Here is a 12,702-nt window from a genome sequence, read left to right on the forward strand (position 1 = left end):
CACCTGAACAGACAATTGCAGACTGGACACCGGGCATGAAAAAAATCGGAATTCTGGGCGGTGTGGGCTGGGCCTCGACCGTGGACTACTACCGCGCCATTGCCGAGGGCGCGAGCCGCCATTTCGCTGAACGGGGTCATATATCTCCGCTGCCCATCCCTCCGATGACCATCGAATCCGTCACGCAGGCCAAAACGCGCGCTTTGCGCGGTATCGCCGGGGACGAGGAGAGTTGGTCGGCCTTCGACGCAGTCTTTCGCGAGGCACTGCTGACGTTGGAGCGGGCCGGATGTGATTTCGGCATCATCGCGTCCAACACCCCCCACGCTCGACTTCATTCGATACGACAAGGCGTGGCGATGCCGATTCTCAGTATTTTCGACGCCACTGCAGAGGTGACAGCGCGCACCAAAGCCTCTGAAGCGCTGGTTCTGGGAACAACCGTCACGATGGAAGCGACCAACTATGCCGAAAAGCTGGCCGAACATGGCGTTGTCGCCAACAAGCGGCTGCCCGACGCCGAGATCGCCGAGATGCAAGCGATGATCGACAGCGACTTTTACGGTGGGGCGTCCGACGAAGCGCATGCCCGTTTGCTTGCGTTCTGCAACAAACATGCGCGCACTGGCACCGCGATCCTGCTGGCCTGCACCGAACTGCCGTTAGCCTTCCCCAATCATCTGGACGATCCGGTGTTTGAGGCAGACGGGCATCTTTTCATCAACCCTTCCGCAGCACATGTCTCGGCCGCCTTGGCCCAAGCGCTAGGGGACTGATCAGGGCAACCAGTTAATCTCGACCCCGATACGATCACAAAACGCCAGCAGATCGTCCCGTGGCATTGCAACGGTGCGGTCATTGACCAGCGGGTGCATATAGATGACATCCGCCTGCTTGGCTGCGCCGTCCATGAAGAACCGTACCTCGTTCTGCACCCCGTTGATCATCGCCAAAGGGCTCACCGCGCCGGGACGGATACCAAGGTTCTGCAGCAAACGATCCGCCGACCCAAAGGACAGGTTACCGACACCCAGTTCAGCCCCCAACGCCTTAAGGTCGATCTCGGCGTTCTGCTCCAGCGTTACAAGATAGTTCCGCTTTTTCTTGTCGCGCAGATACAGGTTCTTGACCCGCAACGCGTTTTCGCCGGGCACCATGAACTGATCCTCGACCGCCTTTGAATCCTCAACCGTGCGCAGCGGCACATGGTTGTGCAGCGTATAAGTCAGGCCCCAATCGTCCAGCTGCGCCAGCAGCGCGTCGGAACTCAGCGGTAATGTGTCCTGAAAGGCGGATGATGCGTCCATGGGTATCTCCTGTTTGGCGTGCTCATCGCGCAACGTGCGGACAAATTCAAGCCAGACAGCGTCGGAATTCAGTGCTACCGTACCGCCATGAAAGTCACGCGCAATACTCCGAACCAATTGATCCTTTCTAATACACCCTGGTTCATCGGCATCTCACTGATCCTCTTCATCCTTGCCTTTGTCGGCGCTGGTCTGTTCATGGCAACCGAAGGCGGCGAGGGCATTCTGTTCGGTCTGTTCTTTGCTGTGTTTGGCGGCGGGATGGGCATCGGCGCTTTCTGCGTCTTTGTGCGGCGCGTACAGGTGATTTTGGATCGACCCAGCAACAGCGTTTTGATCCGCCGCCAATCCGTCTTTGGCTATGACACCGTGGAACATGAGTTGTCGAACCTGTCCCATGCCGAGATGGAAACCACCACATCGACCCGCGACAGAACCACGTCCAAGATGCACCGACCCGTTCTGATCCTGGAAAAGGGCATGAGTGCAGGCCGACACCCGATTGTCGAAGCCTATGTAAGCGGGCACGGGGCGCAGCGGCTGGTGGATGCGGTCAATGACTGGCTTCCGGCGCGAGCGGTTGACTCTGACAGCCAATCGGCCTAAAGCCCCTTCAAACATCCGGAAGCCTCTGATCTTCCGGTCCCTTGATTCGTTCAGGGATCGCCCCCCACCAGCGAGTTTCGCCCGTGGGGGCAATGCCATTTGGCATGACCCCCACGTCTAATTCAGTGGGAGGGGGCGTTTGTGCATTTAACCGACGCATCCTATCTAGGAGGCGCCACCAGATAACCGGCTAAGGAGGCCGAAGGCATGTTTGAAAATCTATCCGAACGCCTTTCCGGCGTCTTTGATCGGCTGACCAAGCAAGGCGCCCTGTCCGAAGAAGACGTGAAAACCGCCCTGCGCGAGGTTCGCGTTGCTCTGCTTGAGGCCGATGTCTCGCTGCCGGTGGCACGCGCCTTCGTCAAGAAAGTGCAGGATCAGGCAACCGGTCAGGCCGTCACCAAATCGATCACGCCGGGCCAGCAGGTCGTCAAGATCGTACACGATGCATTGGTCGATACCTTGCGCGGCGAGGAAGACCCCGGCAAGCTGAAGATCGACAACCCGCCTGCCCCGATCCTGATGGTCGGCCTGCAGGGCTCGGGCAAGACGACCACGACCGGTAAGCTGGCGAAACGCCTCAAAGAGAAAGAGGGCAAGAAGGTTCTGATGGCCTCGCTCGACGTCTATCGCCCGGCGGCGATGGATCAGCTGGCCGTACTGGGCACGCAGGTTGGTGTGGACACGCTGCCGATCGTGCCCGGCCAGAAGCCGGTCGACATCGCCAAGCGCGCCAAGCAGCAGGCGACGCTGGGCGGCTATGACGTCTATATGCTCGACACCGCGGGCCGTCTGCATATCGACGAAGTCCTGATGGACGAGGTCGAGCAGGTCCGCAACGTGGTTGATCCGCGTGAGACCCTGTTGGTGGTCGACGGCCTGACCGGTCAGGTCGCTGTTGAGGTCGCCGAGGAGTTTGACGCCAAGGTCGGCATCTCAGGCGTGGTTCTGACCCGGATGGACGGTGACGGGCGCGGCGGTGCGGCCCTGTCGATGCGCGCAGTCACCGGCAAGCCCATCCGCTTTGTCGGTCTGGGCGAGAAGATGGACGCGCTTGAGACCTTCGAGCCGGACCGGATTGCGGGACGTATTCTGGGCATGGGCGACATTGTTGCCCTGGTCGAAAAAGCCCAGGAAACGATGGAGATCGAACAGACCGAGCGCATGATGAAGCGCATGGTCAAAGGTCAGTTCAACATGAACGACCTGAAAATGCAGCTGGAACAGATGATCCAGATGGGCGGCATGCAGGGCATGATGGGCATGATGCCGGGCATGGGCAAGATGGCCAAGCAGATGGATCAGGCCGGGCTGGACGACAAGATCCTGCGCCAGCAGATCGCCCTGATCCAGTCTATGACCAAACGTGAGCGCGCCAATCCTCAGTTGTTGCAGGCCAGCCGTAAGAAACGGATCGCGGCCGGTTCAGGGATGGAGGTCAGCGACCTCAACAAGCTGCTCAAGATGCACCGGCAGATGTCGGACATGATGAAGAAGATGGGCAAGATGGGCAAAGGCAAGATGCTGAAACAGGCCATGAAGGGCATGTTCGGCAAAGGCGGCCCGTCGCCTGAGGACATGGCCGCAGGCATGGACCCCAAAGCGCTGGAACAGGCGGCAAAGGCTATGGGCAAGATGCCCGGCGGCATGCCCGGAATGGGCGGCGGCATGGCCCTGCCTCCGGGGCTTAGCGGGTTCGGGAAGAAAAAATGAGCCGCACTATGAAATACATTCCTTTGATCGCCTGTGTCGCACTTGCCGGCTGCGGAGATCTTGTAACCATTGACCTGGACACTGCTCCGGACGGTCCTGTACGGGGCGAGTATCGCACCGTGCTAAGCGGCATCCCTGCAGACGTCACCGCTCGGGCCTATGAGGCTGAGGTCAACTTTACCGAAACCGGCAGCAGCATTGGATATGGCAAGCTGTTCGCGCTGGCCGACACCGAGTTGCGGCGTGTGACAGGCTGTCGGGATGTGACGATCCTGAGCGATGATATCGAGCAGATTCCGGGCGGCGCGCGCAGTGCGTTTGTCTTTGGTCTGGATGAATGCCCCGCAGTCTAGAGACCGATGACGTGACAACCCCGACCCTTCATATCCCCAAGCTAGAGACTGAGCGCCTTATATTGCGCGCACCGTCCGAGGCTGATTTCGACGCCGAAGCGGAATTTTTCGCATCGGATGCGTCGAAATTTCTGGGCGGACCGAAGCGGCCGGATGAAACCTGGCGCTTGTTGGCTCAGCTTTTGGGGCATTGGGTCATACGTGGCTACGGGTTCTGGGGTGTCGAAGAAAAAGAGACGGGCAGATATGTCGGTCACGTTGGCCTGTGGTTTCCGCATAGTTGGCCGGAACCCGAAATCGGCTGGACCTTGATGAACGACGCAACCGGCAAAGGTTATGCGACCGAGGCGGCGCTGGCTGCTCGGTCTCATGCCTACGATGTCTTGGGATGGGAAACAGCCGTTTCCATGATTGCCCCGGAAAACACTGCCAGTAAGTCCGTCGCAGACCGATTGGGCGCCAAGTTTGACTACACCTATGACCACCCAGCCTTTGGCGCGATGCAGGTCTGGCGGCACCCTGCCCCTGCCGATCTGGTGAATGGCGGGATGGAGGCTTACGCATGACCTCCTACACGATCCCGACTGTCGAGACGGAAAACCTGATCCTGCGTGCGCCGCAGGCTGATGACCTGCCCGCCATGACAGCGTTCTTTGAAACAGAGCGCAGCCATATGGTCGGTGGGCCGAAAACGGCGTTGGAAACTTGGCGCTCGTTCATGGGTCGGTTCGGTCACTGGGCGGTTCTGGGCTATGGCGGCTGGCATATCGTCGACAAAGCCAGCAATGCGTTTGCAGGCTGGACTGGCATCATTAACGCGCCTGGCTGGGATGAACCCGAACTCGGCTGGGTCGTTCTGGGTGGGTTCGAAGGCAAAGGCATCGCGTTTGAGGCTGCATCTGCCGCCCGCGCCTATGCCGCGCGCCACAACGGCGTGAACGCTCCGATCTCGTATATTGCCCATGACAACGACCGCTCGCGCGCGCTGGCGAAACGGCTTGGTGCCACTTATGAGCGTGAAGGCGAAGTCGTTGGCACACCCTGCCAGGTCTGGCGTCACCCGAAGCTCGACATTTCCGACCCTGCTTTGACGGCTGAGAGGACCGCCCAATGACCGACCCCGTAGCACAAGCCGCCACGCTGCTGAAAGGGCATCGCGAAAGCATCGACCGGCTGGACGCGATCCTTGTCTATACGCTGGGCGAGCGGTTCAAGCACACGCAGGCCGTGGGCAAGCTCAAGGCCGAGCACGACCTTCCCCCGTCCGATCCCACGCGCGAAGCTGCGCAGATCGCTCGGCTTGAAGACCTGGCGAAAGAGGCCGATCTGGACCCCGACTTCGCCAAGGCTTTTCTGAATTTCATCATTCAGGAAGTCATCCGACACCACCGGAAACATCAGGAATAACCCGTCGTTTCCACCCATAGAATACCCGGTCCGTGACCGGTCACGCCATCTTAAGGAGATACCACCATGGCAATGAAAATTCGTCTCGCCCGCGGCGGCTCGAAAAAACGTCCTTTCTATCGCATTGTTGCGGCTGACAGCCGTATGCCCCGCGACGGCCGTTTCATCGAGAAACTGGGCACCTACAACCCGCTGCTGCCCAAAGACAGCGAAGAGCGCGTGAAAATGAACATGGAGCGTATCCAGTACTGGCTGGACCAGGGTGCCCAGCCCACCGACCGGATCGCACGTATGCTGGAAGCAGCTGGCGCCCGCGACAAGGCCGAGCGCAACAACCCCAACAAGGGTACTCCGGGCAAGAAAGCCCAGGAGCGCGCTGAAGAGAAAGCGGCCAAGGCTGCTGAGGCGGCAGAAGCTGCTGCTGCACCGGCTGAAGAAGCGGCTGCAGAAGAATAAGCAGGCAAGCGCGTGCGGGATCAGACATTCACTGACGATTTTCGCGCGCAGTTTGACCTGTTGTTGCGGCTCCGGCGCGATGTGCGTCGGTTCCGCACCGACGCGATTGACGAGGCAGTGCTGACGCGCTGCCTCGACGCGTTTCGGCTGGCCCCTTCGGTGGGGCTGAGCGAACCCTGGCGCGTGATCCGCGTCGAAAGTCAGCCCGCGAGTGACGCGGCGCTGCGAAATTTTCAAACCGCCAATGCGCAGGCGTTGGACGGGTATTCCGGCGAAAAGGCGCAGCTTTACAGCCGCCTGAAACTGTCGGGGATGCAAGAGGCCCCAGTGCAACTGGCCGTGTTCTGCGACGATGCCACTGACAAGGGGCAAGGTCTGGGCGCGGGCACGATGCCCGAGATGCGGCGCTATTCGGTGGTTTCGGCCATCACCCTGTTCTGGCTGGCTTTGCGGGCCGAGGGTCTGGGGTTGGGTTGGGTATCCATTCTGGACCCAGACCAGATGGCGCGTGATCTGGACGTACCCGAGGATTGGCGGCTGATCGGCTATTTCTGCGTTGGCCTGCCGGAAACGCAATCGGACACGCCTGAACTGGAACAGGTCGGTTGGGAAAACCGCGACGACAGCCTGCCGATCGAGGTGCGATAGGCAGATGTTTGGACTGTTACGCCTTCCCATCCTGCTGATGATCGCTTTTATTGTCGGCGTGTTCTTCGAACGCTCGAACCAGCGCGAGGCGTGCGAAGGGATCGGACAATGGGATGACGGTCTATGTGTGACGGATGGGGCAAATGAGTGATCTGATCTGCGTCGGCAGCATTGCGGGATCATATGGCGTGCGCGGTGAGGTGCGGCTGAAAAGCTATTGCGCCATCCCCGAGGATATCGAAGCCTATTCCCCCCTGACCGATGAGGCCGGCGGCGAACGCTATCCACTGGTCCTGACTCGGTCGATCAAGAACGGCTTTGCGGCGCGTCTGGGCGGAGTTGAAACCAAAGAACAGGCGGACGCGCTGAAAGGTCTGCGTCTGTTTGCGCGGCGTGATCAACTGCCCTCGTTGCCCGATGACGAATTCTATCACACCGACCTTATCGGACTTGAGGTCTATGACACCGGCGGCACCCTGCTGGGCCGTGTAAAGTCTGTGCAAAACCACGGCGCGGCGGACCTTCTGGAACTGCACGGGCCGGGGCTGAAGGCCACCGTTCTGCTGCCCTTCACGCTTGAGGCCGTCCCCACGGTCGATCTGGATCAAGGCCGCATCATCGCCGACCCGCCCGAAGGGCTGATCTGATGCGCCGCGTCCTGCTGCATCTGGGCCTGCACAAGACCGGCACCACTGCGGCGCAATCTTTCCTTTATGAAAATCGCGAATTGATCTGGCCCCATTTCGCGTTGGTCCTGCCTTATCGCACGCGCAACTCGGGCCTGTCGCGGGCAGCGACCAACCATTCCGTTTATGGCACCGTCGGCACCTTGTCCGAGTTCGGCAGCCAGATGCGCGACTTCCTCGACACGCTGGATTTCGGGGAAAAGCGCGGTTTGATCCTCAGCGAGGAAAACTTCGCGGGTCTCCGTCCCAGTCGCAATCTGGAACAGGGCTACGCCGCAGCCCCCGATCTGGCCGCCTGTCTTGTGGATTCGATCCACCAGAGGTTTTCCGGGCAAGAGGTCGAGATCACGCTTTACCTGTCTTTGCGTCAGCGGGGCAGTTGGTTGCGCAGCCTATGGGCGCATGATTTGCAGCGAATGCGACAAGTGCAGGATTTCGATACATTCCGCGACAGCATCGACCATTTGCCCTCGTTGCAAGAGACCGTGGACCAGATCCGTGACAAGCTGCCCACCGTCACCGTGAACACGGACTGGCTGGAAGAGCTGCAATTGCGTCAATTCGGGCCGGGTGCGCCTTTTGCCGAGTATCTGGACTTGCCCCATGACAAGGCGCAACAGCTGGTTCCGCCCTCCAAATCGAACACTCGACTGCCCGAGGACGTTTTGGTCGAATTGCTGGACCTGAACAGATCACGTCTGGACGAAGCCGCCTTGGTCGCGCAAAAGGCCGCCGTAGTTGAACGGGCGCAGCAGGCGCTGATGGGTGCGACATGACCGAAAAACCATCGAAATCTCATGGGCGCAAGGCGATCCGCCCGACCCTGAAACCGCGTGAGCTGCTGACCCCAACGCCCGACCTGCATGGGGTGTGGAAGGCCAAGATCATCACTCTGTTCCCTTCAGCTTTTCCCGGTGTGTTGGGCGAAAGCCTGACCGGCAAGGCGCTGCAAGAGGGTTTGTGGCAGTTGGAAACCGTCGATCTGCGCCAGTTCGGCGTCGGTAAGCATCGCAATGTGGATGACACGCCCGCCGGCGGCGGCGCGGGCATGGTGTTGCGCGCCGATGTACTGGGCGAGGCGATTGAACACACGATGGCGGGGGTGCGGGGTAATTGGCCGCTGATCTACCTCAGCCCGCGTGGCCGCCGGATGGATCAGCGCATGATGCAGAATCTGGCGCGCTGCGACGGTATGACCCTGCTGTGTGGCCGGTTTGAAGGCGTAGATGAGCGGGTGTTGGAGCACTACGGTGTGCAAGAGGTCTCCTTGGGCGACTTCGTCATGACCGGCGGTGAGATTGCCGCGCAGGCTCTGATCGACGCCACCGTAAGGCTGATCCCCGGCGTTTTGGGCAATCAGGCTTCGGCTGAGGAGGAGAGCTTTTCCTCGGGCCTGCTGGAACACCCGCAATACACACGCCCCGCCGAATGGAAGGGCCGCCCGATCCCGGACATTCTGATGTCTGGCCATCACGGGCGTATTGCCAATTGGCGGCATGAGATGTCCGAGCGGATCACACAGGAACGCCGCCCCGACTTGTGGGACGCCTACTCCAAAGCAAAGTCCGAAGACTAGCCGTTCTTCCATCGCGCCCAAATCTCGGGAGGGCCGTTGAAGGTGTTGATGTCCACGGGTCCCTGCACACCGGGCACAAGCCCCGTGCCCGTGTATTGCCAGAACCGCCAAATCGCATTGGGATAAACGTTCCTTGGATGCCCGGCGACGGACCTCAGCCAGAACTCTGTCTTGGGCAGGCGCCCGATGTCTGTGTCAGCATAAAAGTCCACAGTCGTGTAGACAATCGGCCGCCGCCCATAGTGACGTTCGAGAATATCGAGAAACCGTTGAGCTTCGGCACGAACGGCCGCACCGTCTGGGCGCAGAGTACAGGTCTTGGAATAAGGCGTCCATTCCATATCCAGAACATGCGGAAGGTCCGATCCTTTGGGAACATTCTGGATGAACCACCGGGCTTGTTCGCGCGCTGGGCGGCAGAAATAGTAATAGTGATATGCCCCCCAAGGCACCCCGGCGGCCTTTGCTCCGCTGCTGTGACTTGCAAACATCGGATCCGCAACGTCACCACCTTCGGTCGCCTTGATGAACACAAAGCTAACCCCAGATGCCTTGGCCTTTTGCCAGTCAATCGGCCCTTGCCAACGCGACACGTCCAGCCCGTGCACCGGATAATGGCCCGGATGACGCCCCTCCCACGGGTGCGGATCAGCATCGCTGAAAGCCGGGAAAATCACCGAAGGTGAGGTCGTGTCCAGAAACGCGTTGGCCGCGACCTGTTGCGGCGGCGGGCTGCTGCGACCGCAGGACAGGATGGCAAAAGCCGCGACAGCAAGCACCAATGCAGTGCGCATGATCTGTTCCTGTTTGAAATGACTGCTCTTGTAATTGCCCTCAGAATGCCTGATCGACGGATCAAAGCAACGATGCTGTTTTGAGGCGGCGGAATCCCACCGTTTCGCAGCATTTTGGGCTTGATCCCTGCACATAATGCCCTTATACGACCGCAATCCGGTGCCGCGTCATGCGACTCCGGTGTTTTGGTTTGGTCCATGTCGTGACGCCCGGCTTTCTTCGGCCACGGCGCGGCGGAGCAAACTGGACTAAGGAACATTCGATCTGACCTCTGGCGGGCTGCATGCAGGACCCGGTGAAGACCAAGAGCTCTCAGCCCGTGCCCAAACTTCGTGGACCAACCACGAGCAGATAGGAGTGAATGCGATGGACCTGATCGCACAGCTTGAGGCGGAACAGATTGCCGCCCTGGGGAAAGACATCCCCGATTTCAAAGCCGGTGACACCATCCGTGTCGGCTTTAAAGTGACCGAAGGGTCGCGTACCCGTGTGCAGAACTACGAAGGTGTCTGCATCGCGCGCAAAGGTGGCAGCGGCATCGCCGGTTCGTTCACCGTCCGCAAAATCTCGTTCGGCGAAGGCGTGGAGCGTGTGTTCCCGCTGCATTCGACCAACATCGACAGCATCACCGTTGTCCGCCGTGGCCGCGTCCGTCGCGCCAAACTGTACTATCTGCGCTCGCGCCGTGGTAAGTCCGCGCGTATCGCCGAAGTCACCAACTACAAGCCCAAGGCTGGCGCCGAGGCGTAAGGAGCGGAAAGATGAAAAAAGACATCCATCCCGACTATCACTTCATCGACGTCAAACTGACCGATGGCACCGTGATCAAGATGAAATCCACCTGGGGCGCCGAAGGCGACCAGCTGGCCCTGGAAATCGACCCCTCCGTGCACCCCGCATGGACCGGTGGCGGCGCCCGCCTGATGGACGCCGGCGGTCGCGTGTCGAAATTCAAGAAGAAATACGAAGGTCTGGGCTTCTAAGCCAGATCCATTTCAGATGCGAAAGGCCGTCCCAAGGGGCGGCCTTTTTGTTTATCGTCTCAGCGGCATGTGGCGCTGGCTACGGTAGGAATCGATCCGCCTTGTTCGATGCGAGCAGCTTCCTCAAAGCCGCATCAGGAGCTGTGGCTTCATGTGTTCGGTTAATCAGTTCAACTTGCTTGAAGACGACTTCTATCGTTTCATCGTTGAAGGAGATCGTCCAAAAGCGGGGTTTCAAAGCCTTCCAGCGTTCGGTTTTTTCTGATCCCGTGACCTCTTGAAAGTCCCATGGTTTGACAGGGAACTCGGCGGCCCGCAAACCGTCGACATTCATTGGGTCTATCCGAAATTCGATCACATCATCAAATTTCAGTATCGCGACCCCACCGCCCGACACCGGTGCAATTTCGTAAGACAAAAATACAGTCCGCCCGTCATAGAAAACAGCGGGGCTTTCTACAGTCCCAATTTCGGGAAAGCTAACAGCAGGGGAAATGCCTTCAACAGCCAATGCTCACATCCTAGTTTGATCCCTATTTCCCAAGTGAACATCCCACTTGGGTGCTCCTCGACGCTAGTGGCTCTAGTCTAATTGGCTGTCAGATCGGCAGCGCTGTGCAGTGGTGGAATTGGTCCACGCAGCAACAGCAGCGCCAACGCCATCCCCAACAAGGCTGCCATCGCAGTAAAGACCATGGCGCTGTCAAAGGCATTGTCCTGAAGATCCCGAAGGGCCTGGGCCAGTGCGCTTCCGGCATTTGGCTTCAGATCCGCCAGAATCTGCTGGATCTGACTGGGTGAGCCATGGGTGAGCGCATGTGCCAGATCCTCGCGCGGGGCCGATCCGACAGGCAAGGCATTGATTACTTCTGACAGTCCCTTACGGGTCGTGAGAGCTTCGGCCAGGCCACAAACGACGGCACCAAGCGTAGCGCCGAAATACAAACACGCATTGATCACACCGGAACCTTGCCCCACGTGCTTTTCGGGTAGCAGGCGCAACCCAAGGCGTGGCAGCAATGAAAAACAGATGCCCAGACCAATGCCGACAATCATAAGTTTCCACCAAATCTCGGCGTATTGTGTTGTGTTCGTAGTTGCGGTCAGCGAAAGGAACCCAACCGCCATCAACCCCAACCCTATCGCAACAGGCCATTGGAAACTGTAGGGCGCGAGGAAACGCGGCGCGGTGACCGAGATGACAAACATGCTTAGACTAAGCGGCATGATCGCCAACCCGGCCTCGACCGACGTATATCCGAAGGCGTCGGGTGACTGTACGAACGTGTTGAAATAGACGAAAAATCCGAACAGGGTAAACCCGGTCAAAAACATGCCAGCCGCAGCCATGAAGTAACGCGGATGGCGAAAGTATCGCAGTTCGATCAGAGGGTCTTGGCTGCGGCGCGAAGCGATGACAATACAAACCATTGCGAATGCGGAGACCGCCAGCGGCACCAATGTCGAAGGCGTATCCCATCCAGCGCTTTCGCCATTGCTGAGTGCAAAAGACAACGGCCCAAGAAACAACAGAACAGCGCTTGCGCCAACGTAGTCAAATCTTGCGCCCGCAAGCCGCGTGTCCGGTACATAACCCCGCCTGCTGACCGTTAGACCTATGGCAAAAGCGCCGGCCAGCAAGATCAGGTCGGTGGCAAAAACGGCTCTCCAGCTGATGTAATGAGCAAATGCCCCACCCAAGATAGGGCCCACGCCAATCGCCAACCCTACAATTGCGCCCCAGGCCCCGGTGACGCTTGCCCTCTGATCTTCGGGCGTTGCAGCCGTAAGTAAGGACAGAGACGTTCCGAACAAAGCCGCTGCCCCTGCACCTTGCGCAGCGCGTCCGATCAACAGCATCGTCCCATTTTGCGCGAACAAAACAGTCGCTGAACCAATGGCAAACACGACCATTCCAAAGAAGAACACGCCCATTTTGCCCGTTATATCGCCCAGTCGGCTAACAATTGTAACAAGCGAAGCACTAGCGACGGTATAGGTCGCCATCACCCATTGAAGCCCTGCGGGAGTAAGGTCAAACTCGGCTTTGAGGTTGGGCAAGATCGTGGCAACAGCCGTCGTATTGAAACCAACCACCATCATACAAATCGCCGTCATTGCCAAAACAACACGCGCTTTGTGCTGAGGTGATTTCGCATCCGACATCGCCAA

19 protein-coding genes are annotated in these 12,702 nt (G+C 59.1%); 15 read left to right on the top strand and 4 right to left on the bottom strand.

Translation table 11 applies throughout. From position 1 onward, the window contains the following. Positions 1 to 35 precede the first annotated feature (35 nt). Complete coding sequence (locus ACR3EG_RS16135; RefSeq protein ID WP_480497280.1) at positions 36 to 776, top strand: aspartate/glutamate racemase family protein; 741 nt, start codon at positions 36 to 38, stop codon at positions 774 to 776. Here the strand turns inward: ACR3EG_RS16135 and ACR3EG_RS16140 are convergent, their stop codons facing one another. After that, entirely contained in the window at positions 777 to 1,307 is a 531-nt protein-coding gene (locus tag ACR3EG_RS16140; RefSeq protein WP_480497282.1) for a prolyl-tRNA synthetase associated domain-containing protein, read from the bottom strand. It abuts the gene before it with no gap. Between the two features lie 87 nt (positions 1,308 to 1,394). Between ACR3EG_RS16140 and ACR3EG_RS16145 the strand changes: the two genes are divergently transcribed. The 12 genes from ACR3EG_RS16145 (at position 1,395) to trmD (ending at position 8,752) form a co-directional block, all read left to right on the top strand. Continuing rightward, positions 1,395 to 1,913: a hypothetical protein gene (locus ACR3EG_RS16145; RefSeq protein ID WP_480497283.1), complete on the top strand. Its 519-nt coding sequence runs from the start codon at positions 1,395 to 1,397 to the stop codon at positions 1,911 to 1,913. 207 nt (positions 1,914 to 2,120) lie between these two features. Next, the gene (ffh, locus tag ACR3EG_RS16150) at positions 2,121 to 3,626 is read left to right on the top strand and encodes a signal recognition particle protein (protein WP_480497285.1); all 1,506 of its coding nucleotides are present in this window, start codon (positions 2,121 to 2,123) and stop codon (positions 3,624 to 3,626) included. Then, positions 3,623 to 3,979, top strand: a complete 357-nt coding sequence (locus ACR3EG_RS16155) for a hypothetical protein (protein ID WP_480497287.1) — start codon at positions 3,623 to 3,625, stop codon at positions 3,977 to 3,979. The genes ffh and ACR3EG_RS16155 overlap by 4 nt, the downstream gene beginning before the upstream one ends. Continuing rightward, positions 3,964 to 4,545 carry a GNAT family N-acetyltransferase gene (locus tag ACR3EG_RS16160; RefSeq protein ID WP_480497289.1) on the top strand — a complete coding sequence of 194 codons (582 nt, stop codon included), beginning with the start codon at positions 3,964 to 3,966 and terminating at the stop codon, positions 4,543 to 4,545. Before ACR3EG_RS16155 ends, ACR3EG_RS16160 begins: the two co-directional genes overlap by 16 nt. Then, positions 4,542 to 5,093, top strand: coding sequence for a GNAT family N-acetyltransferase (locus ACR3EG_RS16165; RefSeq protein ID WP_209194762.1), 552 nt, complete (start codon positions 4,542 to 4,544; stop codon positions 5,091 to 5,093). Before ACR3EG_RS16160 ends, ACR3EG_RS16165 begins: the two co-directional genes overlap by 4 nt. Continuing rightward, complete coding sequence (locus ACR3EG_RS16170) at positions 5,090 to 5,386, top strand: chorismate mutase (protein ID WP_480497291.1); 297 nt, start codon at positions 5,090 to 5,092, stop codon at positions 5,384 to 5,386. Before ACR3EG_RS16165 ends, ACR3EG_RS16170 begins: the two co-directional genes overlap by 4 nt. Positions 5,387 to 5,452: 66 nt before the next feature. Further along, positions 5,453 to 5,842, top strand: a complete 390-nt coding sequence (rpsP, locus tag ACR3EG_RS16175; RefSeq protein WP_010437590.1) for a 30S ribosomal protein S16 — start codon at positions 5,453 to 5,455, stop codon at positions 5,840 to 5,842. A 12-nt stretch (positions 5,843 to 5,854) separates the two neighbouring features. Continuing rightward, positions 5,855 to 6,490, top strand: coding sequence for a 5,6-dimethylbenzimidazole synthase (gene bluB / locus ACR3EG_RS16180; protein WP_480497293.1), 636 nt, complete (start codon positions 5,855 to 5,857; stop codon positions 6,488 to 6,490). 4 nt (positions 6,491 to 6,494) lie between these two features. Then, positions 6,495 to 6,641, top strand: coding sequence for a hypothetical protein (locus tag ACR3EG_RS16185; protein WP_170356104.1), 147 nt, complete (start codon positions 6,495 to 6,497; stop codon positions 6,639 to 6,641). Continuing rightward, complete coding sequence (gene rimM, locus ACR3EG_RS16190; RefSeq protein ID WP_170754989.1) at positions 6,634 to 7,137, top strand: ribosome maturation factor RimM; 504 nt, start codon at positions 6,634 to 6,636, stop codon at positions 7,135 to 7,137. The genes ACR3EG_RS16185 and rimM overlap by 8 nt, the downstream gene beginning before the upstream one ends. Next, a complete protein-coding gene (locus tag ACR3EG_RS16195) occupies positions 7,137 to 7,952 on the top strand; it encodes a hypothetical protein (protein ID WP_480497295.1) in 816 nt (271 codons plus the stop codon). The genes rimM and ACR3EG_RS16195 overlap by 1 nt, the downstream gene beginning before the upstream one ends. Next, positions 7,949 to 8,752: a tRNA (guanosine(37)-N1)-methyltransferase TrmD gene (gene trmD, locus ACR3EG_RS16200; RefSeq protein ID WP_170356101.1), complete on the top strand. Its 804-nt coding sequence runs from the start codon at positions 7,949 to 7,951 to the stop codon at positions 8,750 to 8,752. The genes ACR3EG_RS16195 and trmD overlap by 4 nt, the downstream gene beginning before the upstream one ends. On the opposite strand, the gene ACR3EG_RS16205 is transcribed toward trmD, so the two are convergent. Then, on the bottom strand, positions 8,749 to 9,546 hold the full coding sequence (locus ACR3EG_RS16205) for a glycoside hydrolase family 25 protein (protein ID WP_480497297.1): 798 nt from the start codon (positions 9,544 to 9,546) through the stop codon (positions 8,749 to 8,751). The two genes, trmD and ACR3EG_RS16205, sit on opposite strands and share 4 nt — an antisense overlap. Positions 9,547 to 9,913: 367 nt before the next feature. On the opposite strand from ACR3EG_RS16205, the gene rplS reads away from it, so the two are divergent. Continuing rightward, entirely contained in the window at positions 9,914 to 10,297 is a 384-nt protein-coding gene (rplS, locus tag ACR3EG_RS16210) for a 50S ribosomal protein L19 (RefSeq protein ID WP_170328369.1), read from the top strand. 11 nt (positions 10,298 to 10,308) lie between these two features. Continuing rightward, entirely contained in the window at positions 10,309 to 10,530 is a 222-nt protein-coding gene (gene rpmE, locus ACR3EG_RS16215) for a 50S ribosomal protein L31 (protein ID WP_170356099.1), read from the top strand. Positions 10,531 to 10,609: 79 nt separating this feature from the next. Here the strand turns inward: rpmE and ACR3EG_RS16220 are convergent, their stop codons facing one another. Both ACR3EG_RS16220 and ACR3EG_RS16225 read right to left on the bottom strand, forming a co-directional pair. Next, positions 10,610 to 11,041 carry a hypothetical protein gene (locus ACR3EG_RS16220; protein ID WP_480497299.1) on the bottom strand — a complete coding sequence of 144 codons (432 nt, stop codon included), beginning with the start codon at positions 11,039 to 11,041 and terminating at the stop codon, positions 10,610 to 10,612. A 77-nt stretch (positions 11,042 to 11,118) separates the two neighbouring features. Further along, positions 11,119 to 12,696, bottom strand: coding sequence for an MFS transporter (locus ACR3EG_RS16225; RefSeq protein ID WP_480497301.1), 1,578 nt, complete (start codon positions 12,694 to 12,696; stop codon positions 11,119 to 11,121). Positions 12,697 to 12,702: the final 6 nt, after the last annotated feature.

The organism is Ruegeria sp. AM7 (assembly GCF_056535965.1).